The organism is Salinibacterium sp. SWN248 (genome assembly GCF_015864575.1).
Classification (GTDB): domain Bacteria; phylum Actinomycetota; class Actinomycetes; order Actinomycetales; family Microbacteriaceae; genus Rhodoglobus.
In genome coordinates this window covers 1,235,101-1,255,867 of record NZ_JADYWW010000001.1, presented here as the reverse complement: position 1 = coordinate 1,255,867, position 20,767 = coordinate 1,235,101, and the positions used below count along the sequence as shown (strand labels likewise).

Genomic DNA, 20,767 nt, shown 5'->3' with positions numbered 1-20,767 from the left:
CGCCGCCGCAACCCCTAGCGCGCTGCAGGCCCGCGGCGTATTCTGGTCGGCTACCTCCGTGGCGCTTACCCCCGCAGATTGGTGCGCTCATGTTAGAGATCGAGATCACGACCCTCGAGATCCCCCTCGCGCTCTCGGCCGATGGATCGGATGACTTCACCGCGGCAACCGCGTTGCGCAATGAGACCGACGAGATAGTGCAGCATTACCCCGAGCTGGCGCACGACCCGCATGTCTCCCTCGCGACCTGGCAGCCCAGCGCCTTCGAAGACCGGCGAATGCTCATCGCCCGCGATCGCGGACGCATCGTGGGCCGCGGCGACTACAGCACCAACGTCGGCGAGGAGGCGGACACAGCGTGGATCGAAGCGTACGTGCATCCGGACTATCGGCGCCGCGGTATTGGGGCCCGCCTTCTCGCCGAGCTTGAAACGATTGCGGCGGATGCGGGCAAGCGCAAAGTTCACGTCTACGTCTCAAGCGTGCCCACTGATGGTGCGCTACTGGACTCCCCCACGGGCTTTGGCGCCGTTCCTCGCGACGGTGACGGCACCCAGTTTCTGCAGTCGCAGCAGTACAGCTTCGAGCAGGTTGAGCGCGTGAGCCGGCTCCCCCTCCCGGTACCGGGCCTGCACTCCCTCGTCGACGACGCCATCACGCGGTGTAGCCGCGACTATGCCGTGCACGAGTGGGTGGGGATGTGCCCAGAACAGTGGCGCGACGACCTCGCGCTGCTCTACACGCGCATGAGTACCGACGAACCCAGTGCGGGACTCGAGCCTCCCGAAGATATCTGGACCGCAGAACGAGTGGTCGATCACGACGAACGCGAGCTCGCTAGCGGGGTGACGACCGTCTACGCCGCGATTGAGCACGTAGCCTCAGCAGAATTGGTGGCCTACACCGCGCTCACCGTGCCAGAGCAGCCGGAATTCGCGGTGCTCCAAGACAACACGATCGTCCTGAGCGAGCACCGCGGTCACCGCCTCGGCAACCTGCTCAAGGTGTTGAATCTGGCGCATCTCCAACGAGTCGCGCCCGGCCATCCCTCGGTCATCACCTACAACGCGGCGGAGAATCGCCCCATGCTCTCGGTGAACGAAGCGGTCGGCTTTGTTCCCATCGGTTCTGAAGGCGCGTGGAAGAAAGAGTTGCGCTAGCTCGCGGACTGACTCACGCGAATACGCTGGCAGAACTTACAAAAATGCGAGCCACGGTTCATGAACTGCTCGCGCACGACCTCGCGACCGCAGCGCGGGCACGCCCGCCCCTGCTGACCATAGACGTTGAGCGAGTGCGCGAAGTAGCCGGACTCACCGTTCACGTTGAGGTACTGCGTGTCGAAGCTCGTGCCGCCCTCGGCGAGAGCCTTGGAGAACACCGCCCGCACTTCGGTGAGTAGCAGCACGGCCTTTGCACGACTCAGCGTCTCGGTGGGCTGGTTGTAGTGCACGCGCGCCGCCCAGAGCGCTTCGTCGACGTAGATATTACCGATACCGCTGATCAGGGTTTGATCGAGCAGCGCCCGCTTCACCGTCGTGCGCTTGGCCTTCAACGAGCGCAAGAACTTGGCGTCGTCAAAGAAGGGGTCGAGCGGGTCACGCGCAATGTGTGCCACTTGGCTCGGCACCGCGAAAGCGGGCTGATCAACAGTGGACAGCATGCTGTCGATCGCCATCGAGCCGAAAATACGTTGGTCGACAAAGTTGAGGCGCAGTGCGCCGTGGTCAGGATGATCAAGTTCGATGCGGATGCGCGTGAGCCGGTCATCCGTGCTCCGATCGCGCAGAAGTACTTGCCCGCTCATACCGAGATGTGTGACGAGCGCTTCACCGTGAGCCTCGGCGCTATCGGCGAGAGGGAGCCACATGAACTTGCCGCGGCGTTGAGGCGTGAGAAACGTGCGACCGGTCAGACGGTCAATGAAGTCTTCGCTCGGGCCCTCATGACGGCGCAGAGAGCGCTCGTCAAACACGGTGACGGATGCCGCAGTCGCGCCGGTAACGGCCGGTTCAAGCCCTGCGCGCACCACTTCAACTTCGGGAAGTTCGGGCACGCCAGTTACTTCGCTGCGGCTTGGAGGCTAGTCCAGGCTTCGAGCGCTGCAGCCATTTCGGCCTGCTTCTTGCTGGAGCCGATACCCGTCGCGATAACTTCATCGTCGAGGCAGACACTCGCGTGAAAACGCTTGGAGTGATCGGGGCCGCTATCTTCGATGCGATAGTCGGGAGCCCCACGCCCGATTTGGGCGGCGAGCTCTTGAAGGCTCGTCTTGGGATCCATCGCTGCGCCAAACCGCTCAGGGTCGGCAAGCAACGGGGCGACGAGGCGAAGGACGAGCGCGGTGGCTTCGTCCTCGCCGAGGTCGAGGTAGGCGGCACCGATGATTGCCTCAACGGTGTCCGCCAAAATGGACGGCTTTTCGCGGCCGCCCGTCTGCTCTTCTCCCTTGCCGAGGCGAATGAACGCGCCAAGGCCGATCAGGCGCGCAATTTCAGCGAGCGCTACAGAAGAAACGAGACTAGCCCGACGCTTGGCAAGGTCTCCCTCGTCAAGCTCCGGGTTATCGCGATACAGCTTGACCGTTACTGCCTGGCCAAGAATTGAGTCACCAAGAAATTCGAGTCGCTCGTTGTGCGCGATTCCGCCGTTTTCGTACGCGAAAGAGCGGTGTGTCAACGCGAGCGTGAGCAACTCGGGGTCAATAGCGACCCCGAGCACAGCAGAGAGCTCAACCGGTGAGGCAGAGCCCGTCATCGCCATTTCGACTCGAGAATGTGAAGACTAGTTAAACGTCAGCGACCTTGCGGCCCTTGTACTCCATGTACAGGGGCGTGCCAGCGGAGTCTTCGACTACCTTGGCGCGGTGCGGCAGGCTGTAAACAGTCTTGCCGTTTTCAACGGTCTTGACGAGGGTGGGAGGGGTTGCCTTCCACTGGGCGCGGCGCATGCGGGTGCTGGCCCGCGACATCTTGCGCTTCGGTACTGCCATGGCTAACTCTTTTCTTCTTGGGTCTCAGGTGAATCGTTCGCGTCGTGCGAGTTCTGGTCATGCGAGTCTTGCGTGAAATCTTGGAGGCCGGCCAACGCCGCCCAGCGAGCATCGATGGGCGCTTCGTGTTCGTGTCCTGGATTATCGAGCAACCGAACCCCACACTCGGGGCACAGGCCAAGACAATCCTTTTGACAGACCGGCTGGAACGGCAGTGACAACACTACCGAATCCCGCACTACAGGTTCTAGATCGATGTATTCGTCGATAACCGTGTAGTCGAAAGCTTCGTCCTCAGAATACGCGAAAAGTTCTTGAAACTCGACTCGGACAGGCAGGGTGACGTCAATGAGGCAACGAACACACTCTGCTTGCGCTTTGCCCGACACCACAGCATCCACAAGAATGCCGTCGTGGAGTGACTCAAAACGGCCCTTGACGGACAGTTTCGAACCCTTTTCTACCCCAACAACGGCGGTACCAAAGGTTTCGGGTACGACGACCTGAATGGAGTGCTCTCTCATCTCGCCTGGGCGGTGAATGAGATCGCGCACCAACACGGCATACGGACTCTCGTTGATTCTAGACACGATCGTCGATTCTACCCCCGCAACGGCTCCCCTGTCGCCCCCGGTCAGCAATCGCTCAGTCAGCTAACCCACGGATGAGCACGCCAGACCGCGTGGGTCGGTGTAGGCATGAGGCTTTGTACCTCTCTAGACTGGTGCGACAGACCCGTGCGCTTGGTATGGCGTGGTTGGTTTGCCCAGGATTGGGCTGCCGGTCTTCTCGAAACACTTTTCGTTCTTTGTGGCGCATTCTCGCGCCCATTCACCCGTTTCTTGGAAGGCTCCATGTCTGCACTGTCTCGTTCCGTTTTATCCCGTTCCGCGTTCTCCCGCACCGCGCTGCTGGCAGGCGTCTCTGTTCTTGCGTTGAGCGGATGCGCTGCTGCCGCTGACGAGACCGACGCCACGTCGCCCGATGCTGCGACGCAATCGGTTGAGCTCAGCAATTGTGGCTTCGATGTCACCTTCGACTCCGCTCCCGAGCGCGTCATCACGATCAAGTCGTCAACAACCGAGATGCTTCTGGCGCTCGGCCTCGGCGATCGCATCATTGGAACCGCGTTTCAGGACGGCCCTGTGCCCGAACAGTGGGCATCCGATGCTGCGGGCCTGACCTCGATTGCTGAGCGCGTGCCGAGCGAAGAAGCCGTTCTCGATCTCGAGCCCGACCTTGTCTTTGCCGGGTGGGAATCAACGTTCAGCGCTGACGGCGCCGGCGAGCGCGCCGACCTCACTTCTCTCGGCATCAACACCTTCGTGGCTCCCTCCGCCTGCCAAAGCGCAGAACAGCCTGAACAGCTCAGCTTCGACAACGTCTTCAGCGACATCGAGACGGTTGCCTCGATCTTCCGCGTGGATGCCACCGAGATCGTCGATGAACAGCGGGCACAACTGGCCGCGATCGATGCCAACGGTGACTCCCGCACCGCTCTCTGGTTCTCCTCGGGCTCCGACACTCCTTACGTCGGCGCCGGCATCGGAGCACCGCAGCTGCTGCTCGACACAGTTGGCCTCACCAACATCGCTGGAGACATCGACTCGACGTGGGCTCCCTTCAACTGGGAAGCCGTCGTTGACGCCGACCCCGACTTCATTGTGCTCGTGGATGCCGCCTGGAACACCGCAGACAGCAAGATCGACGTGCTTGAGGCCAACCCCGCCACCGCGAACCTCAGCGCTGTGAAGGCTGGCCGTTACCTCGTGGTGCCGTTCGCGGCGAGCGAGGCCGGCGTACGCAGTGTTGAAGCTGCCGAAAGCTTGTCGGCTCAAATTGCGGAGCTCGATGGCTAAAGTTTCTCCGCTCGCCTTCGGCACCGCGCTGGGGATCGCACTTCTCGTGTCGATCACCATCGCGGTGACGATTGGCCCTGCCGACATCCGCTTCGATGAGGTCTGGCGCTCGATAGGCAGCCACCTCGGTATCGGAGTGAGCCCGCTCACAGAATTGCGGGATGGCATTGTGTGGCAGTTGCGTTTGCCTCGCGTGCTCACCGCTGCGGCAGTGGGTGCAGGGCTCGCGCTGAGCGGTGCGGTGATGCAGGCGATTACGCGCAACCCACTCGCCGACCCGTATTTGCTCGGGCTGTCATCGGGCGCGGCTCTGGGCGCGGTGTCAGTGATTGTGCTTGGCGCCGCCGTGTTACTTCCGTTTGCCGCATTTGCAGGCGCGTTACTCGCGTTGACCCTCACGCTGCTGTTGGCGGGATCCCTCGGCGCGATCACCCCGTCGCGCACGGTGCTCGCCGGCATCGCCGTCTCGGCGCTTGCCTCGGCAGTCACAAGCTTTGTCATCTTCTGGAGCGTCGACGGCGACTCCTACCGTGAAGTGTTGTCGTGGCTGCTCGGCTCCCTTAGCGGAGCACGCTGGCCTGCGGTCGGCATCACCATGGTTGCCATCATCGTGATCGGAGTCCCCGTGATGCTTACGGGACGGCTGCTCGATTCCTTTGCCTTCGGCGACGTGCAGGCAGCGTCGCTCGGAGTGAACGTCAGCGCGACCCGCTGGGGACTGCTGGCGGCATCCGCCCTCGTCACCGGCGCCATGGTCTCGGTGAGCGGATCGATCGGCTTCGTCGGGCTCATCCTGCCGCATGCCGTTCGACTGCTCGTCGGGCCCGGGAACCGCGCCCTGCTCCCCCTGAGCGCCCTCCTCGGCGCCGTCTTTCTCGTCTGGGCCGACACCCTTGCGCGCACACTCTTCGACCCGCGCGAGATTCCTGTCGGCATTGTCACCGCCATGATCGGTGCCCCCATCTTCGCGTTCCTCCTCACCCGGCGAAAGAGCTCAACATGAGTGACGACACCGGCCTTGTCGCCGAACGAATCCGCGTCACTATCGACGGCACCCTGCTCATCGACAATGTCGACTGCACGGTAGCGCGAGGCTCCCTCAGCGCTCTCGTCGGGCCAAACGGTGCCGGAAAATCCACCCTGCTGCGGGCCCTAACTGCCGTGCAGGCTCCGGCATCCGGAACCGTCACATTCGGCAACGCCGACCTGCTCGGGATGCCGCGTCGCCAACGCGCGCGCCTCGCCGCGTTCGTGGAACAAGACGCCACCACCGACTCCTCCCTCACCGTCGACATGGTCGTGAAGCTCGGGCGCCTGCCGCACCAGTCACTGTGGGAGGCCGACTCCCCCGAATCCGCTGCCGTCGTGACGGCAAGCCTCGAGACCGTGGAAATGACCGCGTTCCGCGAACGCGAATTCCAGAGCCTCTCTGGTGGCGAAAAGCAACGCGTCATGCTTGCCCGCGCCCTCGCCCAAGAACCGCAACTACTCACCCTCGACGAACCGACCAACCACCTCGACATCGCCGCCCAACTCGCCGTGCTCGAACTGCTGTCGAGCCTGCGCACCACCGGCGTCACCGTACTCGCCGCGCTGCACGACCTCTCCCTCGCGGCGAGCTACTGCGACCACATCATTGTGCTCTCCCATGGCCGCGTCGTGGCGGCAGGCGCGACCGAAACCGTGCTGACGGAACAGCTGATCGCTGACGTGTATGGCGTGACGGCATCCATCCTGCGCAATCCGGTCACGGGCAAGCCTGTCATCGGGTTCAGCCCCGCGTAGCGGCGCGGACGCCCCTCACCCAGACCACACCACCCTCAGGCAGCACGGCTGGCTAGCGGTCGAAGGCCGTGCGCGGAGCAAGTGCCGCCATCATGCGAGCCCGCCAGCCCACGGATGACCGCAGCGAGGTGATCACACTCGACACCGCCGCCCGGCGTACCGGTTGCGGGCGCGGACTGAACGCCGACGCTTCAACTGCCGCGAGCACGAGCGCCAAGGTCGACGACAGTCCGGTCGATGACTCCGGACTCGGTGCCGACGGGGGCCTAGCGGAGTTCGCCGCGACGGGCGCGACGCCGAGTTGAGCCGCAAGCTGCTCATACTGTTGACGTGGCGTCCCGGTGCGGGAAACGGCTATCCCCAAGTCGGCGGCGCTGTCGCAAATCTCTCGCCAAGAAAGCGCAACATCGCCTCGCGCAACGGCGGCCAGTCGCAGTGCTCGACGAATGACGCGCACAAGCGCCGGGATCGCCACCAGGAACGGAATGGCGAGCAAGAGCCACCACCACGGCGAAACCTCGCCGTAACCGGGAACGGGCGTCTCCGGCACGTCGTCACGCGGCAGGTCGGGACGCGCACCCGGCGTCGCGCTCGAGCTGGGGCTGGCCGTGGGCTCAGGCTTCGACTCGTCAACGTCAGGAGTGCTCGGGTCATCGTTCACACTCTGCGCAAAGCGGGGCGTGCTGCCCACGGATGTCGTTGGTTCGAAACGAACCCAACCGACGGTCGGAAAGTAGAGCTCAGGCCACGAATGCAAGTTGTCTGTCGTGACCGCGAAACTCACCTCGTCGGTCTCGGAATCCACCTTCCGCTGGCCGGGCGTGAAGCCGACGACCACGCGAGAAGGGATGTCGAGGGTGCGCGCCATCGCTGCCATCGCTGACGCAAAATGCACGCAATAGCCGCTCTTGGCAGAGAGAAATGCGGCGAGTACCTCGGCGCCCGAACCGTCATAGTCGTCGGCAACCGGAGACTCCTCGGAGTAAACAAAGTCGCCATTACGAAAGAACGATTGAAGCGCCAGCGCCTGATCGAACCTGGTCGCTTCGTCACCGGCCACTTGCTGCGCTGTCTCAGCCACCACAGCCGGCAGCGACTCCGGCAGCGCCACGTACTTCTCAAAACCAGCGGGCAACTCCGTCGGCGCTGCCTCCAACTGTTCGATCGTGGGGGCAGCGGTGATGTACGAGGCTTCGTAGCTTTGACCCTTGGAGTTTGCGAACGATGTCGACACCGTTAAGCCCTCAGGTTCCCAGGCCCAACCGCGCCCGACATCCGCAATGCTCGTGGTCGCGTAAGGAACGGGCAGCAGCTTTCCCCGCAAGCGTTGAATCTGAATCTGCATGACGCTCTCGGTGCGAGGCACCTCCGCCGACAGCCCCGGCGAAGGCGCAAACTCTTCAACGGTGTTGGAGTCGTCAATCTCGCGCTCCGACGGACTCCACGTTTCGTCCGTGAACTCATCCAGAGCAGCGACCCGCAGGTATTCATCTCCCCGTTCCGAGGTGTACGTCAGCGCCAACAGCGGAGAATCGCGTCGAAGATCGTTACTCAGATTGAGGATCGGGTTCACCCCGGTAGCGATGATCCCCGGAGTGCCAGGAGATGGCTCCGCCGGCTCAACACTCGGGAGCACCACGGGCACGACGAGAGCCAACACGAGCGCGCTTGCCACAACAGGCCAGGCGGCACGCATCGTCGTGCGCTCCCCCGCGACGAGAAGGATGCCCACATAGGCGAGAGCGGTCACCGCAAAGCTGAGAGCATCGTGCAGTTCGCTTCGCACAAAAGCCGGAACCGCCAACAGGATGAGCAGCGGGAGCGCCGTAAACGCCGGCTTACGCAGCACGAACGCGATGACGTCCATTGCGATCGAGAGTGCGAGCGCGCCGAGGCAGATCAGAAACACGATGCTCATATCGGCATCCGCGGGAAAGCGCTGAGCTTCCATGGACGATTGCCCCTGCGCTATGAGGGTCGCGAATCGCGCGAAAGTGGTGAACGTTGGCACGATGCCCACCAAGGCTGTGGTGGCTGCGAAGAACAAGGTGAGTGTCGCCAAGCCGACCGCGGCGCCGATGAGCGACCCGATCCAGGCGCGTGAAATCAGCGTGTGGCCCACGGCGGCCGCCGCAAGAACGACAAGCACAATTCCAACGTACGGGAACCACCACGCGCCCTCCGTAAGCACCTCGCCGAGGCTGCTCGCCGCGACCCCCAGTGCCAGAGCCAGAGCGCCGCTGAGCGACCACGTACGCACGCGTTGTTCGTGGTCGCGCACACTGCGCGCCCGACTCTCTTCAGTTGTTGTCACGGTGTGCCCTCGATTCCGCCACAAACGAGGTCCAGGCATCGCCAACGTCATCGAAGGATTGCACCGAAATTACTTTCCACCCGGCATCGCGCAGCTCGTCACCGGCGGGCTGGCGAGCACGGTCGCCCGACCGCGTGAAATCTCCAAAACTCGACGAGGATTCCACCACGAACGCAACGGCGAGAACTCCCGGAAGGGCTTGCCGCCGCAAATACGACACCGTCTCCGGCTCAGGATGCGCGACCAGAGCCAATACCGGCCCGCCCGCGCTCGTGCTGGGCACTGGCTCACCCCACCAGCCCGGCGCACTATCGACGGGGCCGAAGGTTGCGAGACGGGTCAGAAATTCGTGTTCGTCGGCGGCCCGTCGATGCACGATTGAGGCATCCGCCAGCTGCGAGGGACCAGTCTCAATGATCTCCACCAGAAAGCCTTCGCGCTTCAGTTGCACGGCGGCAGAGGCAAGCATGCTGACGACCCACTCGAAGCGAGGGCTGCGCGCGGCTGCCGCAACGGCTCCGCTCGAGAGTCGCACCGAATCGTTGCGGCTGGCATCCGGATACCCTGCAATTCTCGTATCCACAATGATGCGAGCTTCGGGATAACTGTGCTGCTCCTCTTGGCGCACCATCAGGCTGCCGTGCCGGGCGGATGCTCGCCAGTGCACCCGTCGCATCGCATCGCCACGGCGATACTCCCTGGTCATCGCATCGTCATCGTCACCGGCCGACCGACGTTGGAGCACACGAGCCTCCCCATCGCCCGACTGGGCGAGCAACGCGGACTGCGCCAGCGTGACAACCCGCGGCGTGACCGTCAACTCGGTGACAGCGCCGACACTCCACGAGCCGAGCGCCAGCGAGAGCGGGTCGCTGCTCTGCAGCAAGAGTGGACCAATCTCAAAAATTCCACGATCGCGCGGCGTAAGCGAATAGGAGAGCTGGGCTGCACTGCGCTGGTTGAGGCCACCGACTCGCGCCGAGAGCGGCGGCATCCAGCCACTGGCTGTAGCCCACGGAGACCACGGCAGGCCATCGGCCCAGTGCGCTCCGCGAAGTCCCGTGCGCGCGTGATTATCGACTCGCACCGTGACAAGGCTCGTGGTTCCCGCCTCCACAACGGGAAACGCACACTGTCGGCTCACCGACAGCGCGGATTCCCGCGAGCGCACCAGCACAGCAGCCATGAGGGGTAACGCGAGAGCGAAGCATCCGGAATATAACAGAATCGGCATACCAGCCGCATAACCCGCCACAAGTGCGGCCCCGCCCAGCACGAGAAAGGTACTCCCGCGGTTGGTGAGCCTCACGACACGCAACGCGACAGAGAGTGCTCGAAGAGGGCGAAGGCGAGACATGAGAGTCCGCTAGGACGCGACCGAATTGACCGGAACCGGCGTCTCCGCAACGATGCGCTCAATCACAGCAGCGATCGAATGACCCGTCAGAACCGTGGAGGACTGAGCCGCATGGCGCGCCGGAATCATGCGGTGCGCCAGCACTGTCACGGCAAGCGCATCGATGTCATCGGGCAACACGAAGTCACGACCATCAATCGCCGCCCGAGCCTTCGCCGCCCGCACCAGATGGAGCGTAGCCCGCGGGCTAGCACCCAACCGCACCTCGGGGTCACGACGCGTCGCCTGAGCAATCGCAACCGCATACTCTTCGACCGCGGTGCTCACAAATACTCGTCGCACCGTCGCGATGAGCTCGCGCAACTGCTCAACGGAGACCACGGCCGTGAGCGCGTCAAGAGGGCTGCTTAGCTCCCGTGAGCGCAACATCTCTAGCTCGGCTGCGGCATCCGGATAGCCCATCGAAATGCGGGCCATAAACCGGTCACGCTGAGCTTCAGGCAGCGGATAGGTGCCCTCCATTTCGATGGGATTTTGCGTCGCCACCACAATGAACGGGCTTTGCAGTTCGTACGTAGTCCCGTCGACCGTGACACTCGACTCTGCCATGCACTCAAGGAGCGCAGACTGCGTCTTCGGGCTGGCACGGTTGATCTCATCACCGATGAGAATGTTCGCGAATACCGGCCCCTTTTTGAACTCGAATTCACGCGTGTTTTGGTTATAGACCGAGACGCCCGTGATGTCGGCCGGCAGCAAGTCTGGCGTAAATTGCACGCGCGACACCGTGCTGTCTACGGTTCGCGCGAGAGCCCGCGCGAGCATAGTCTTGCCGACCCCGGGAACGTCTTCGATGAGCAGATGACCCTCCGCCAAAAGCACCGTAAGCGCCAAGCGCACAGCCTCTGTCTTGCCATCAATCACGGTCGAAATACTGCGCACAATGGCGTCACAGCGATCGTGGAACACGTCGTCGGGTAGTGACCCGGAGGTAGGGGCATCCATGGGTCGAGTCTTACACCGGTCTTCCACTACGGCAATTGCTTACGCTTGCGCAGTTCATCTTCAAGGGCACGGATTTTTTCTTGGCGCTGAAAGTATTCAATCTCAGCGTCGAGTTTCGCGATCTCGGCTTCGGTTGTGCTTGTCTCCATTGAGGGGAGGCTCGCGCGGCGCTCGGGGGCGCCAAAGGGCAGAGAGTTAGGCGCGGTGGACTGATGCTCACGGCCGATCGCAAACCAGAGAATGCTGCCGATGAAGGGCATGAAGATCACGAGAAAGATCCAGGTGACCTTGCCGAGATGCTTGATGCGCGATTCATCAATCAGGATGATGTCGATCAACACTGAGATGAGCAACGCGAAGTACGCGAGCGAAATGAGACTCCCCATCCGCTCATCGTAGAGGCAAACTCCCCGACAGTCGAGTATTAGTCTTCTTTAGTTTCGACGGTGTTGTAGGCCTCATCGAAGCCCGCCATCCACGCCTCTTTTGTGCCCAGACTAAACATGTCCTCGGGGCCTGACCGCACGAGGGATCGCGCACCGGGAGCGTCGAGATCAGCGACGTGCTGACCTAGCCCACGAACGACCGCAACGGGCAATCCCCCGGCCTTCCCTTTGACCAAATCTGTAGCGGCAGCAACTTCATCGGCGAGCGCCGTGACACTGACCGCAAGCGGGCGACCTGAAGCATCCGCGGTTCCGCGCAAATCATCGAGAACATGGATGCCGGCCGCACCAATCGCGATGTCGGCTTGTCCCTTGCGCCAGGGCCTGCCCACGGTATCCGTAATCACCATGCCCACGGTCACGCCAAAGCGCTCCCGGAGCCCAGCGCAGAGCTCGCGGGCGGTCGCATCGGGGTCGAGCGGGAGCAGGAGAACGATGCCGTCAGGAGTGTTGCTCGAGTCAACGCCCGCCGCCGCCATCACGAGCCCCAAACGGTTTTCGACAATGCGAGTGACACCGTTGGGGTGCTCGCGCGAGGCCACAATCCGCACGGTTTCGTCGGTGATGGCTTGTTCGCGATCGGCAGCCTCGACAGAACGACCTTCGGCCTTGCTCACGATCTTGGAGGTGACGGTGAGGATGTCGCCGTCGGCGAGGCCTCCCGAGTTCACGTCATCGGAGTCTGCAACGAGGGCCGTCGTAATCGCCTCAAGAAGGCTGTCGCCGGACTGAATTTCGGGGATACCGGGCACGGCCCATGCGCTCATTCTCACGCGTCTAGTCTGCGGCATTCGTGGCGCAGTCACTACTTGCGCAGTGCCGGAAGCACGTCACGCCCGAAGACCGTGAGAAACTCGCGCTGATTGCGTCCGACATTGTGGAGGTAGATGCGGTCAAATCCGAGATCGAGGTAGCTCTGGATGTAGGCGCGATGCACGTCAGGGTCGGCGCTGACGGGCATCCGCCCCTCGAAGTCTTCTGGGCGCACCATGCGCGCCAGTTGCTCAAGCTCGAAGGGCGAGCGGATGTCGTTCTTCGCGAACCGCAGACCACCGTTTGGCCATTCGGTGAGCGCGTTGCGCATGGCCTGTTCGTCTGTTTCGGCCCAGCTCAAGTGCAGCCGCAGCACGCGGCTCTGGCTCTCGGATGCGCGGCCGGCTTCTCGTGCGCCTTCGGCGAATCGTTTGAGCAGCATGTCGACTTTGTCGAGGGGTGCCGCTTCGGTGATGAGCCCGTCGACAGTTTTGCCGGCACGTTTAGCGGCGACCGGTCCTGCGGTCGCGACTAGGATTTCGGGGGCAACCTCGGGCATCGTCCACAGTCGGGTCGATTCGAGGCGATAAAACTGGCCTTCGTGTCGCACGTCCTTGTTGCCGAGCCCCGAAGCAAACAGTTTCTTGATGATCTCGACGGCTTCGAACATGCGGTTGATGCGTTCAGGGGCTTCTGGCCAGTACTGGCCGACGATGTGTTCGTTGATAGCTTCGCCGCTGCCGAGGCCGAGCCAGTGCCGCCCCGGATTCATCGCGGCCAGCGTCGCGGATGCTTGGGCGACCATTGCCGGATGCCAACGAAACGTGGGCGCGGTGACTCCCGTGCCGAGATCGCCGGTAGTGGTTTCGCCCAGAGCGCTCAGCACGTTCCACACGAAGGACGCCTGCCCCTGCTGGGGAACCCACGGCTGGTAGTGGTCGGCGGCCATCACCCCACGAAATCCTTGCGATTCGGCGTACTGCGCACTCTCCATGACGTCACGTGGAGCGAACCGTTCGAGCATAGCGGCGTAGCCGATATGAGGTGCAGAAACTGTCACGGGCATCCGTCTATTGTGGCGTGCATTGCCCTTGTCGTGCTGCAGCACCTTTCCGAGCATTGAATTGCGGTCGCGACGAGCGGATAATAGGCGCCCTACTCACTGAGGAGTCGGCATGAATCAGGGCGCGTTTTCCATCAGCACCGCTAGTCCGCTGATGCACGTCATTCTCATTCCAGGTTTCTGGCTCGATGAAGCCTCGTGGGCACCCATTACGCGGTCGCTTCGCGAGGCTGGCCACACGGTTCATCCTCTGACCCTTCCCGGTCTCCACCGCGACGACACTGATCGCGGCGACGTCACACTCGCCGATCACGTCGCTGCGGTAGTTGACGTGGTCGACAGCCTCACTCGCGACTATGACTGCGAGGACGACGCGGCACACGACCAAGCGGCGCCTCGCATCGTTCTCGTGGCGCACAGCGGCGGCGGACCCGTCGCCCATGCCGTTGCGGATGCTCGCCCCACGTGCCTCGCCCGGATCGTGCACGTCGACACTGTGCCGCTGCCCCACGGGATGCCGATTAACACTGATCTACCCACGATCGATGGCGAAATCCCCTTGCCCGACTGGTCGGTGTTCGATGACGAAGATCTCGTTGATCTCACAGATGAGCTGCGAAGCACGTTTCGCCGCATTGCCATTCCGCAGCCCGCTCGAGTCGCCAGCGATCCCCAGAATCTGTCGACACCAGCGCGGTTCAGCGTGCCGGCGACGGTGATCTGTTGTGAATTTTCGAGCGAACAATTGCGGGCATGGATGCGCGACGATGAGCCCTTCGCCTCCGAAGCTGCCCGCCTCGACGATCTCGAACTCGTTGACCTGCCCACCGGGCACTGGCCGCAGTTCACGAAGCCCGCCGAGCTTGCCGACGCAATCATGACGGCTGTGCACCGCAGCTAAATAGGGTCTTGCCCTCAACGAGCACCCGTCCTACACTGAGCAAACGCCAACTATTGAAAGGAGCCTCGCGTGTTTACGTTCACTATTACGAAGAACCCCAGTACCGCCGGCTCCGTCGGTACCCTCACCGCCTAACCGGTTAGCGTTCTCCGCTCACCGGTTCTGACGGTGGCGGCGCTCACGGAGCACACGACCCAACTCGATCATCACGAGACTGCATTCGACTGACGAGTCGGCGCCCGCATTCGCGGATGCGTTCGTCTCTCGATGATCTCCCCTTCTCTGGCAACTCGCGATTGCCGAAGGATGCTGTTGGGTCGCCACCTGAAACAGCGCGCTCTGGCGCGCCATCCGCAACCTCTCTCTGTCACGAAAGTTTTCCATCATGAACGAACTACTGGCGGCCTCGAAAGACCGCCACGCCCATCCGTCCGAACCTCATCACCATGACCAGCCGCGACAGGCTGCCGTGCGTCGCGTGGGGGTAATCGACCGGCTTGCGCTGCATCTCGGCGTCGCGCTCATCACGTGGAGCCGCCGGCCCCATCGTGCGCGACTGATCGCGTCGGCCGAGTTGCTGGCCGCACACCAGCTCCGTCGTGAGCGCCTGGCTCACGCCAGAGCTCGCGCCGAGCAGAACTATCCGCGGTTCATCATCCGCTAAAGCATGATGCGGCCGTCACCTCGGAGGTGACGGCCGCATCATGGCGAACCTCAGCGGTCGCGGTTAAGCACAATCAGAGTTACAGCGCCCGCAATCGCGGTGCAATGTCGCGCTCGAAGAGCTCAAGGAAACGGCGCTGGTCGTTGCCGGGCGCGTGGAAGACGAGGTGGTTGAGGCCGGCATCCACATAGGGACGAATCTCTTCAACAATCTTGTCGGGATCGTTGCCGACGATCCAGCGCGAAGCGATCTGCTCAATGGGCAGAGCATCGGCGGCGCGTTCCATCTCGATGGGGTCAGTGATGTCGTGCTTCTGCTCCTTCGAGAGAGCAAGTGGCGCCCAGAAACGCGTGTTCTCGAGAGCAACGTCAGCATCGGTGTCGTACGAGAGCTTGATTTCGATCATCCGATCGATGTCTTCGAATTTGCGGTCAGCCTTGGCCGCACCCTCCTTGACCCCGGGGATCAGCGCATCGTTGTAGAGCTCCATGCCCTTGCCCGATGTGCAGATAAAGCCATCTCCGGCACGACCCGCATAGCGGGCGACCATCGGCCCACCGGCGGCGATGTAGATCGGGATGGGCTGGTCGGGGCGGTCATAAATGCTCGCGCCGTGAGTGGAGTAGAACTCCCCCTCGAACGACACGCGGTCTGAGGTCCACAGTTCGCGCATGAGGCGAACGGATTCACGCAAGCGAGCGAAGCGCTCCTTGAATTCGGGCCAGTCCTGCTCGCCAGCACCGCGGAATCCGGTGGCAACCTCGTTGAGGGCTTCGCCCGTTCCCACACCCAGCATGATGCGCCCCGGGTAGAGGCAGCCCATCGTGGCGAAGGCCTGAGCGAGCACAGCGGGGTTGTAACGGAAGGTCGGCGTCATCACGCTCGTGCCGATACGAATCGTGCTCGTGCGCTCACCGACCGCTGCCATCCAGCTCAGCGAGAACGGAGCATGCCCGCCTTCGTGACGCCACGGCTGGAAGTGGTCGCTAACCGCAACGCTCTCCATGCCGTGTGCTTCTGCTGCCACCGCGATCTCTACGAGTTCACGCGGGGCAAATTGTTCTGCTGACGCTTTGTATCCGAGGGTGAGTGTCATAAACCCATTGTGCCGGTGTTAGTCGCGCGGCGCTTGCAAAAACTCAGAAACCGAACGCGGAACATAGGGCGCGACGTCTCCGCCGAGCGCGGCAACCTGGCGCACCAGCGAACTGGACACGTGCGCATGAGCGGGATTCGGCAGCATGAAAATCGTCTCTACGCCGGCGAGGTCGCGGTTGACGATCGCCATAGGCGTTTCGTACGCGACATCCACTTGAGAACGGATGCCCTTGATGATGACACTCGCCCCCACATCGGTGCAGTAGTCAACGAGAAGGCCCATACTCCAGCTAGTTACAACGATGTTGCCCTGAAGATGAGCGTCGGTAACGGCTTGTTCGATGAGCGAGACGCGTTGCGCAATCGGCAAAAGCGCGGTCTTGCCCGGGTTGTGCACGACCAGAACGTGCACTTCGTCAAAGGTTTTCGCTGCCCGCTCAATCACATCGAGGTGGCCAAGGGTGACAGGGTCAAACGACCCAGGAACAACAGCGATCCGACTCATGCTCCCACGATAGCCGCTCGGCGCTCATTGGCGCGTGGGAGTTCGCTGTGCGGGGAAATCTGGCGCAACACAGCAAAGCGCGTGGGTGGGAGCGCTGCCTGCGCGGGCCGGAGTTCGAGCGCGTGCGTGCCTGCGTGCGTGCGGAGGCGCTAGTTTTTGCCGAGGAACGCTTCGGCACTTTCGTCAAGACGACGCTTGAGTGCTTCGGCGAGCGCCGGATGCTCGGCCAAGGTCGGGTCTGCGACCAACAGCCCCTGAGCGGCCTCGCGCGCTTCGGTAATGAGTTGACCGTCGTTGGCGACTCGCAGCAGCTTGAGGCTCGAACGCCCACCCGACTGCACGCCGCCAAGCACATCGCCTTCGCGGCGCAGTTCAAGGTCTTTGTTGGCGAGTTCGAAACCATCGAGAGTGGATGCCACAGCCTCAACGCGTTCGCGTGCCAACGACTCCACCTCGGCCGCCGTGACAAACAGGCACAACCCCGGAACCCCACCACGACCAACACGGCCGCGCAGCTGGTGCAACTGGGAGACGCCGAAACGATCAGCGTCGAGCACCACCATCACCGAGGCGTTGGGCACGTCGACACCCACTTCGATGACCGTCGTCGCGACGAGCACATCGATGTCGCCCGCAGCGAAGGCGCGCATGAGCTCGTCTTTCTCCTCGCTCGAGAGCTTGCCGTGGAGCGCCTCAATCCGCTTGCCCGCGAGAACGTCGTTGCTGCGGAGCGACGCCAGCACCTCGGTCACGTTTGCGATCGGACGTGGCGGTCCGGCATCCGGATCGTCAGAGGCTTTCGGCGCTGGTTCGCTGCCGGCCTCTTCAGTTTTGGCGTCGATGGCGGGGCATACAACGAAGCCTTGACGACCGATGGCGAGTTCTTCTGCCAGTCGCTGCCAGACGCGCGACACCCAGCCGGGTTTCTCGGCGAGGGGCACCACGTGGCTGCTGATGGGCTGACGGCCAGCCGGCAACTCAGCAATCGAGGAGATATCGAGGTCGCCGAACACTGTCATCGCAACCGTGCGCGGGATGGGCGTCGCCGTGAGCACGAGAACGTGAGGAGGCTTCGCGCCCTTGAGCCGCAGCGCTTCCCGCTGGTCGACGCCGAAACGATGTTGCTCATCAACGACGACGAGACCGAGATCGACAAACGTGACCGCGTCGCCGAGCAGGGCGTGCGTGCCAATCACGATGCGAGAAGCCCCCGAGACGGTCGCCAGTAGTGCCTTCTTGCGCTCTGCTGTCGGCAGCTGACCAGTGATGAGGGTCGGGCGCAGTTCGGCCGCGAGATCGGGGCCTAACGTGCGGATGATCGAACGGAAGTGCTGATGCGCCAGAACCTCGGTGGGAGCCAGCAACGCTGATTGCCCACCCGATTGCGCGACCGCGAGCATCGCCCGCAGCGCGACCAGAGTTTTTCCGGAACCCACCTCACCCTGCACGAGACGATTCATCGGCACCGGCTGCGCCATGTCGTGGAAGATTTCCTCCCCCACGGTCTGCTGGTCACCCGTGAGCGTAAACGGCAACGCTGCGTCGAAGCCTTCGAGCAGTGGGCCGGCCGTGCGTGCGATGGCTTCTGACTCACGCTGCTTCTGACGCTGTTGCAGAAGCGCCGACTGCAGAACGAATGCTTCCTGAAAACGCAGGGTGTCACGAGCTGCCCGCCAGTCTGAATCGACCTTCGGACGGTGCACCTGCTCAAGGGCTTTCGCAAACGGAAGCAATTCGCGTTCGCGACGCACGGCATCCGGCACCGGGTCATCGAGCGGACCAAGAGTGTCGAGGACGACCTCGACGGCTTTCTGAATTTGCCAACTCGCGACCGTGGACGTCGCGGGATAAATGGGGATCGGCTGCTCGGCCCACGACTTGGCCTGCTCGGGCTTCTTGAGCTCCAGAGCATCCCTGTCGAAGAGTTCGTAGTCGGGGTGAGCGAGCTGGCGCGTGCCGCGATATTGGCCAACCTTGCCCGCGAAGATTCCGCGCACCCCCGGCGTCAACTCATTGGCACGCCAGGCCTGATTGAAGAACGTGAGGGTCAGGATGCCCGTGCCGTCGCTGATCGACACCTCAAGAATTGAGCCGCGCTTGTTGCGCATCGGACGATTGCGCACCTCGCGCACTTCGGCGACGATCGTCACCGCCTCATCCAACGGCAATTGAGCCAGCGCAGTCAGCTCGCCTCGCCGCGCGTACCGCCGCGGATAGTGGGTCATCAGATCGCCGACCGTGAGCAGGCCAAGACCGCGCTGCATCGAGGTAGCGGTGCGCCCGCCCAAGACGGCGCTGAGCTTCTGATCAAGGGGCGAGGTCACCCTAGAAGAGTACCGGGGACCACTGGCGTTTACCCCGCCCGCGGGCTCGTCCACCCGCCACCACGCGAGCCCCGTGCGCCCGCCCGCTCACCCCGGCTAGGCTCGACACGCTATGACACGCATAATCGCCGGGTATGCCGGCTCCCTCACCATCGCCGTACCGAGCGCGGGCACTCGCCCCACAAGCGACCGCCTGCGCGAAGCTATCTTCTCCGCGCTCGAAGCCCGAGACGCCATCGAAGGCGCCCGCGTGCTCGACCTCTACGCCGGCACCGGAGCGCTCGGGCTCGAATCAGCCTCGCGCGGTGCACCCCACGTCACCCTCGTAGAGAACAATGCGCGAGCCGCTGCCACCTGCCGCAAGAACGCGACCCTCATCGCGGCAAAGGCACCGCGCGGCTCAAAGCCGATCATTCTTACCGCCGCTCGCGCCGTTCACACCTTCTTGGAGACATCCGGCGATCAGTGGGATCTTGTGTTTATTGACCCGCCGTACGAACTCGGCAACGGTGAACTGCTCGTAGCGCTCGAACTGCTCGCCACGCAGCTCAGTCCCGACGCACTGGTCGTCGTAGAACGCAGCTCGCGCGACCCCGAACCGGAATGGCCTGCTGGGCTCGAACTCGACCGTCGCAAAGACTACGGCGACACCTCGCTCTACTGGGTACAGCCGACCGAGGCATAGCCTGCCGGCACTTCGGCGATCAGCCGACGGCACCGTCCCAGCCCGCATAGGGGTCCCAGCCACCACGTTCGGTGTACGCGACGCCATCAACAAGCACGCCCTCGCCCTCTACGACGCGACCAATCGCGCGGAATCCTGCTGGCAAGGTCGCTGACTCGGGAAAAGTCGCGAGCAACGAATGGTCTTCGCCACCATCGAGCTGCGCGCGACCACCCACCGCTTCGGATGACAGATCAAGCCCAACGCCACTGGCGGTGGCAACGCGGCGGGCATCAATCGCGAGCCCGTCGCTCAGGTCGAGCATGGCCGTGGCTCCGCCGAGAGCGGCGGCTTTGCCGTCCGCGATCGGGGGCGCTGGCCTGAGTTGGGCGGCGATGGCGTCGGGATGCGTTGTCGCGAGCGCGGCGGCCGCTGCGGCATCCGGTTCGCCATCAACGACGCCCGCGGTGAAGAGGAGGCGGAGGCCCTCAGCGGCGAGACCGAGCGTGCCTGAGACGGCGATCACGTCGCCAGCTTGGGCACCGGAACGCAGAACCGGGGCGCGCCCTTCGAGATCGCCAAACGCTGTGATGACAATCGTGAGCACTGTCGAGACCGAAAGGTCGCCGCCGATCACTCCGCTACCAGGAGCGAGCGTTTCGCAGCCTTCGCGCAGACCATCAGCGATTGCTTCGAGCGCCGAGACGGGGGTGTCGTTGGGTGCCGCAATCGCGACGACGAGGCCGGTGGGAACCGCCCCCATCGCTGCGACATCCGACAAATTTGTGGCCGCAGCTTTCCAGCCGAGATCGTACGGAGACGACCACGCAAGCCGAAAGTCTGGGCCATGAATCATCATGTCCGTCGTGATCACGACACGCTTGTCTGGCGTTGCCAACACGGCAGAGTCATCGCCCGGGCCGAGAAGCTCCGCCTCAGCAGAAGGCAGTCGCGGAAAGATGCGCTTGAGCGCGGCAAGCTCGCCCACGCCGCCGAGAGTGTCAAGGGTCTCGCTCGCGCGGTCAATCGTCATATTC

Annotated in this window: 21 protein-coding genes; 7 read left to right on the top strand and 14 right to left on the bottom strand. The window is 63.1% G+C overall.

Annotated features, from left to right (window positions below):
• Positions 1-89: 89 nt before the first annotated feature.
• Positions 90-1,160, top strand: coding sequence for a GNAT family N-acetyltransferase (locus I6E73_RS05960; protein ID WP_197123841.1), 1,071 nt, complete (start codon positions 90-92; stop codon positions 1,158-1,160).
• On the opposite strand, the gene mutM is transcribed toward I6E73_RS05960, so the two are convergent.
• Genes mutM through I6E73_RS05940 form a run of 4 tightly spaced genes read right to left on the bottom strand, consistent with a single transcriptional unit; the run spans position 1,157 to position 3,582 of the window.
• Complete coding sequence (mutM, locus tag I6E73_RS05955; RefSeq protein ID WP_197123839.1) at positions 1,157-2,056, bottom strand: bifunctional DNA-formamidopyrimidine glycosylase/DNA-(apurinic or apyrimidinic site) lyase; 900 nt, start codon at positions 2,054-2,056, stop codon at positions 1,157-1,159. The genes I6E73_RS05960 and mutM overlap by 4 nt on opposite strands.
• 5 nt (positions 2,057-2,061) lie before the next feature.
• The gene (rnc, locus tag I6E73_RS05950) at positions 2,062-2,763 is read right to left on the bottom strand and encodes a ribonuclease III (protein ID WP_197123837.1); all 702 of its coding nucleotides are present in this window, start codon (positions 2,761-2,763) and stop codon (positions 2,062-2,064) included.
• Between the two features lie 25 nt (positions 2,764-2,788).
• Positions 2,789-2,992: a 50S ribosomal protein L32 gene (gene rpmF, locus I6E73_RS05945; RefSeq protein ID WP_009772721.1), complete on the bottom strand. Its 204-nt coding sequence runs from the start codon at positions 2,990-2,992 to the stop codon at positions 2,789-2,791.
• 2 nt (positions 2,993-2,994) lie between these two features.
• Positions 2,995-3,582 carry a YceD family protein gene (locus tag I6E73_RS05940; RefSeq protein WP_307783833.1) on the bottom strand — a complete coding sequence of 196 codons (588 nt, stop codon included), beginning with the start codon at positions 3,580-3,582 and terminating at the stop codon, positions 2,995-2,997.
• A 264-nt stretch (positions 3,583-3,846) separates the two neighbouring features.
• On the opposite strand from I6E73_RS05940, the gene I6E73_RS05935 reads away from it, so the two are divergent.
• From I6E73_RS05935 to I6E73_RS05925, 3 genes are read left to right on the top strand one after another with little or no spacing between them, the layout of a single operon-like run.
• Positions 3,847-4,851, top strand: coding sequence for a putative F420-0 ABC transporter substrate-binding protein (locus tag I6E73_RS05935; RefSeq protein WP_197123835.1), 1,005 nt, complete (start codon positions 3,847-3,849; stop codon positions 4,849-4,851).
• Positions 4,844-5,854 carry a putative F420-0 ABC transporter permease subunit gene (locus I6E73_RS05930; protein ID WP_197123833.1) on the top strand — a complete coding sequence of 337 codons (1,011 nt, stop codon included), beginning with the start codon at positions 4,844-4,846 and terminating at the stop codon, positions 5,852-5,854. Before I6E73_RS05935 ends, I6E73_RS05930 begins: the two co-directional genes overlap by 8 nt.
• Positions 5,851-6,636: an ABC transporter ATP-binding protein gene (locus tag I6E73_RS05925; RefSeq protein ID WP_197106079.1), complete on the top strand. Its 786-nt coding sequence runs from the start codon at positions 5,851-5,853 to the stop codon at positions 6,634-6,636. The genes I6E73_RS05930 and I6E73_RS05925 overlap by 4 nt, the downstream gene beginning before the upstream one ends.
• 52 nt (positions 6,637-6,688) lie before the next feature.
• Here I6E73_RS05925 and I6E73_RS05920 read toward each other — a convergent pair whose 3' ends face one another.
• From I6E73_RS05920 to I6E73_RS05895, 6 genes are read right to left on the bottom strand one after another with little or no spacing between them, the layout of a single operon-like run.
• Positions 6,689-8,950 (bottom strand): DUF3488 and transglutaminase-like domain-containing protein, encoded by a 2,262-nt coding sequence (locus I6E73_RS05920; protein ID WP_197123831.1) that lies wholly within the window; start codon positions 8,948-8,950, stop codon positions 6,689-6,691.
• A complete protein-coding gene (locus I6E73_RS05915) occupies positions 8,937-10,307 on the bottom strand; it encodes a DUF58 domain-containing protein (RefSeq protein ID WP_197123829.1) in 1,371 nt (456 codons plus the stop codon). The genes I6E73_RS05920 and I6E73_RS05915 overlap by 14 nt, the downstream gene beginning before the upstream one ends.
• A 9-nt stretch (positions 10,308-10,316) precedes the next feature.
• Positions 10,317-11,312 (bottom strand): MoxR family ATPase, encoded by a 996-nt coding sequence (locus I6E73_RS05910; protein WP_197123827.1) that lies wholly within the window; start codon positions 11,310-11,312, stop codon positions 10,317-10,319.
• A gap of 26 nt (positions 11,313-11,338) precedes the next feature.
• A complete protein-coding gene (locus I6E73_RS05905; RefSeq protein WP_197123825.1) occupies positions 11,339-11,698 on the bottom strand; it encodes a PLD nuclease N-terminal domain-containing protein in 360 nt (119 codons plus the stop codon).
• A gap of 38 nt (positions 11,699-11,736) precedes the next feature.
• Positions 11,737-12,525 (bottom strand): coenzyme F420-0:L-glutamate ligase, encoded by a 789-nt coding sequence (gene cofE / locus I6E73_RS05900; RefSeq protein ID WP_197123823.1) that lies wholly within the window; start codon positions 12,523-12,525, stop codon positions 11,737-11,739.
• 38 nt (positions 12,526-12,563) lie between these two features.
• A complete protein-coding gene (locus I6E73_RS05895) occupies positions 12,564-13,577 on the bottom strand; it encodes a TIGR03557 family F420-dependent LLM class oxidoreductase (RefSeq protein WP_197123821.1) in 1,014 nt (337 codons plus the stop codon).
• A 109-nt stretch (positions 13,578-13,686) separates the two neighbouring features.
• On the opposite strand from I6E73_RS05895, the gene I6E73_RS05890 reads away from it, so the two are divergent.
• Entirely contained in the window at positions 13,687-14,475 is a 789-nt protein-coding gene (locus I6E73_RS05890; RefSeq protein WP_231600572.1) for an alpha/beta fold hydrolase, read from the top strand.
• 385 nt (positions 14,476-14,860) lie between these two features.
• A complete protein-coding gene (locus I6E73_RS05885; protein ID WP_197109673.1) occupies positions 14,861-15,139 on the top strand; it encodes a hypothetical protein in 279 nt (92 codons plus the stop codon).
• Between the two features lie 79 nt (positions 15,140-15,218).
• Here the strand turns inward: I6E73_RS05885 and fgd are convergent, their stop codons facing one another.
• The 3 genes from fgd to I6E73_RS05870 form a co-directional block, all read right to left on the bottom strand.
• Positions 15,219-16,235: a glucose-6-phosphate dehydrogenase (coenzyme-F420) gene (fgd, locus tag I6E73_RS05880; protein ID WP_197123819.1), complete on the bottom strand. Its 1,017-nt coding sequence runs from the start codon at positions 16,233-16,235 to the stop codon at positions 15,219-15,221.
• Between the two features lie 18 nt (positions 16,236-16,253).
• Positions 16,254-16,742, bottom strand: a complete 489-nt coding sequence (gene coaD, locus I6E73_RS05875; RefSeq protein ID WP_197123817.1) for a pantetheine-phosphate adenylyltransferase — start codon at positions 16,740-16,742, stop codon at positions 16,254-16,256.
• A gap of 149 nt (positions 16,743-16,891) precedes the next feature.
• On the bottom strand, positions 16,892-19,006 hold the full coding sequence (locus tag I6E73_RS05870) for an ATP-dependent DNA helicase RecG (RefSeq protein ID WP_231600812.1): 2,115 nt from the start codon (positions 19,004-19,006) through the stop codon (positions 16,892-16,894).
• A gap of 172 nt (positions 19,007-19,178) precedes the next feature.
• Between I6E73_RS05870 and rsmD the strand changes: the two genes are divergently transcribed.
• On the top strand, positions 19,179-19,751 hold the full coding sequence (rsmD, locus tag I6E73_RS05865; protein ID WP_197123813.1) for a 16S rRNA (guanine(966)-N(2))-methyltransferase RsmD: 573 nt from the start codon (positions 19,179-19,181) through the stop codon (positions 19,749-19,751).
• 19 nt (positions 19,752-19,770) lie between these two features.
• On the opposite strand, the gene thiL is transcribed toward rsmD, so the two are convergent.
• Positions 19,771-20,763 carry a thiamine-phosphate kinase gene (thiL, locus tag I6E73_RS05860; protein ID WP_197123811.1) on the bottom strand — a complete coding sequence of 331 codons (993 nt, stop codon included), beginning with the start codon at positions 20,761-20,763 and terminating at the stop codon, positions 19,771-19,773.
• Positions 20,764-20,767 lie beyond the last annotated feature (4 nt).

Excerpts from the sequence above, each read along its gene's own strand:
- I6E73_RS05890 (WP_231600572.1), top strand. The coding sequence starts at position 13,687 with ATGAATCAGGGCGCGTTTTCCATCAGCACCGCTAGTCCGCTGATGCAC.
- I6E73_RS05910 (WP_197123827.1), bottom strand. The coding sequence starts at position 11,312 with ATGGATGCCCCTACCTCCGGGTCACTACCCGACGACGTGTTCCACGAT.
- thiL (WP_197123811.1), bottom strand. The coding sequence starts at position 20,763 with ATGACGATTGACCGCGCGAGCGAGACCCTTGACACTCTCGGCGGCGTG.
- cofE (WP_197123823.1), bottom strand. The coding sequence starts at position 12,525 with ATGAGCGCATGGGCCGTGCCCGGTATCCCCGAAATTCAGTCCGGCGAC.
- I6E73_RS05885 (WP_197109673.1), top strand. The coding sequence starts at position 14,861 with ATGAACGAACTACTGGCGGCCTCGAAAGACCGCCACGCCCATCCGTCC.
- I6E73_RS05935 (WP_197123835.1), top strand. The coding sequence starts at position 3,847 with ATGTCTGCACTGTCTCGTTCCGTTTTATCCCGTTCCGCGTTCTCCCGC.
- I6E73_RS05905 (WP_197123825.1), bottom strand. The coding sequence starts at position 11,698 with ATGGGGAGTCTCATTTCGCTCGCGTACTTCGCGTTGCTCATCTCAGTG.
- fgd (WP_197123819.1), bottom strand. The coding sequence starts at position 16,235 with ATGACACTCACCCTCGGATACAAAGCGTCAGCAGAACAATTTGCCCCG.
- I6E73_RS05925 (WP_197106079.1), top strand. The coding sequence starts at position 5,851 with ATGAGTGACGACACCGGCCTTGTCGCCGAACGAATCCGCGTCACTATC.
- I6E73_RS05895 (WP_197123821.1), bottom strand. The coding sequence starts at position 13,577 with ATGCCCGTGACAGTTTCTGCACCTCATATCGGCTACGCCGCTATGCTC.
- I6E73_RS05960 (WP_197123841.1), top strand. The coding sequence starts at position 90 with ATGTTAGAGATCGAGATCACGACCCTCGAGATCCCCCTCGCGCTCTCG.
- coaD (WP_197123817.1), bottom strand. The coding sequence starts at position 16,742 with ATGAGTCGGATCGCTGTTGTTCCTGGGTCGTTTGACCCTGTCACCCTT.
- rnc (WP_197123837.1), bottom strand. The coding sequence starts at position 2,763 with ATGGCGATGACGGGCTCTGCCTCACCGGTTGAGCTCTCTGCTGTGCTC.
- I6E73_RS05915 (WP_197123829.1), bottom strand. The coding sequence starts at position 10,307 with ATGTCTCGCCTTCGCCCTCTTCGAGCACTCTCTGTCGCGTTGCGTGTC.
- rsmD (WP_197123813.1), top strand. The coding sequence starts at position 19,179 with ATGACACGCATAATCGCCGGGTATGCCGGCTCCCTCACCATCGCCGTA.
- I6E73_RS05930 (WP_197123833.1), top strand. The coding sequence starts at position 4,844 with ATGGCTAAAGTTTCTCCGCTCGCCTTCGGCACCGCGCTGGGGATCGCA.
- rpmF (WP_009772721.1), bottom strand. The coding sequence starts at position 2,992 with ATGGCAGTACCGAAGCGCAAGATGTCGCGGGCCAGCACCCGCATGCGC.
- I6E73_RS05870 (WP_231600812.1), bottom strand. The coding sequence starts at position 19,006 with ATGCAGCGCGGTCTTGGCCTGCTCACGGTCGGCGATCTGATGACCCAC.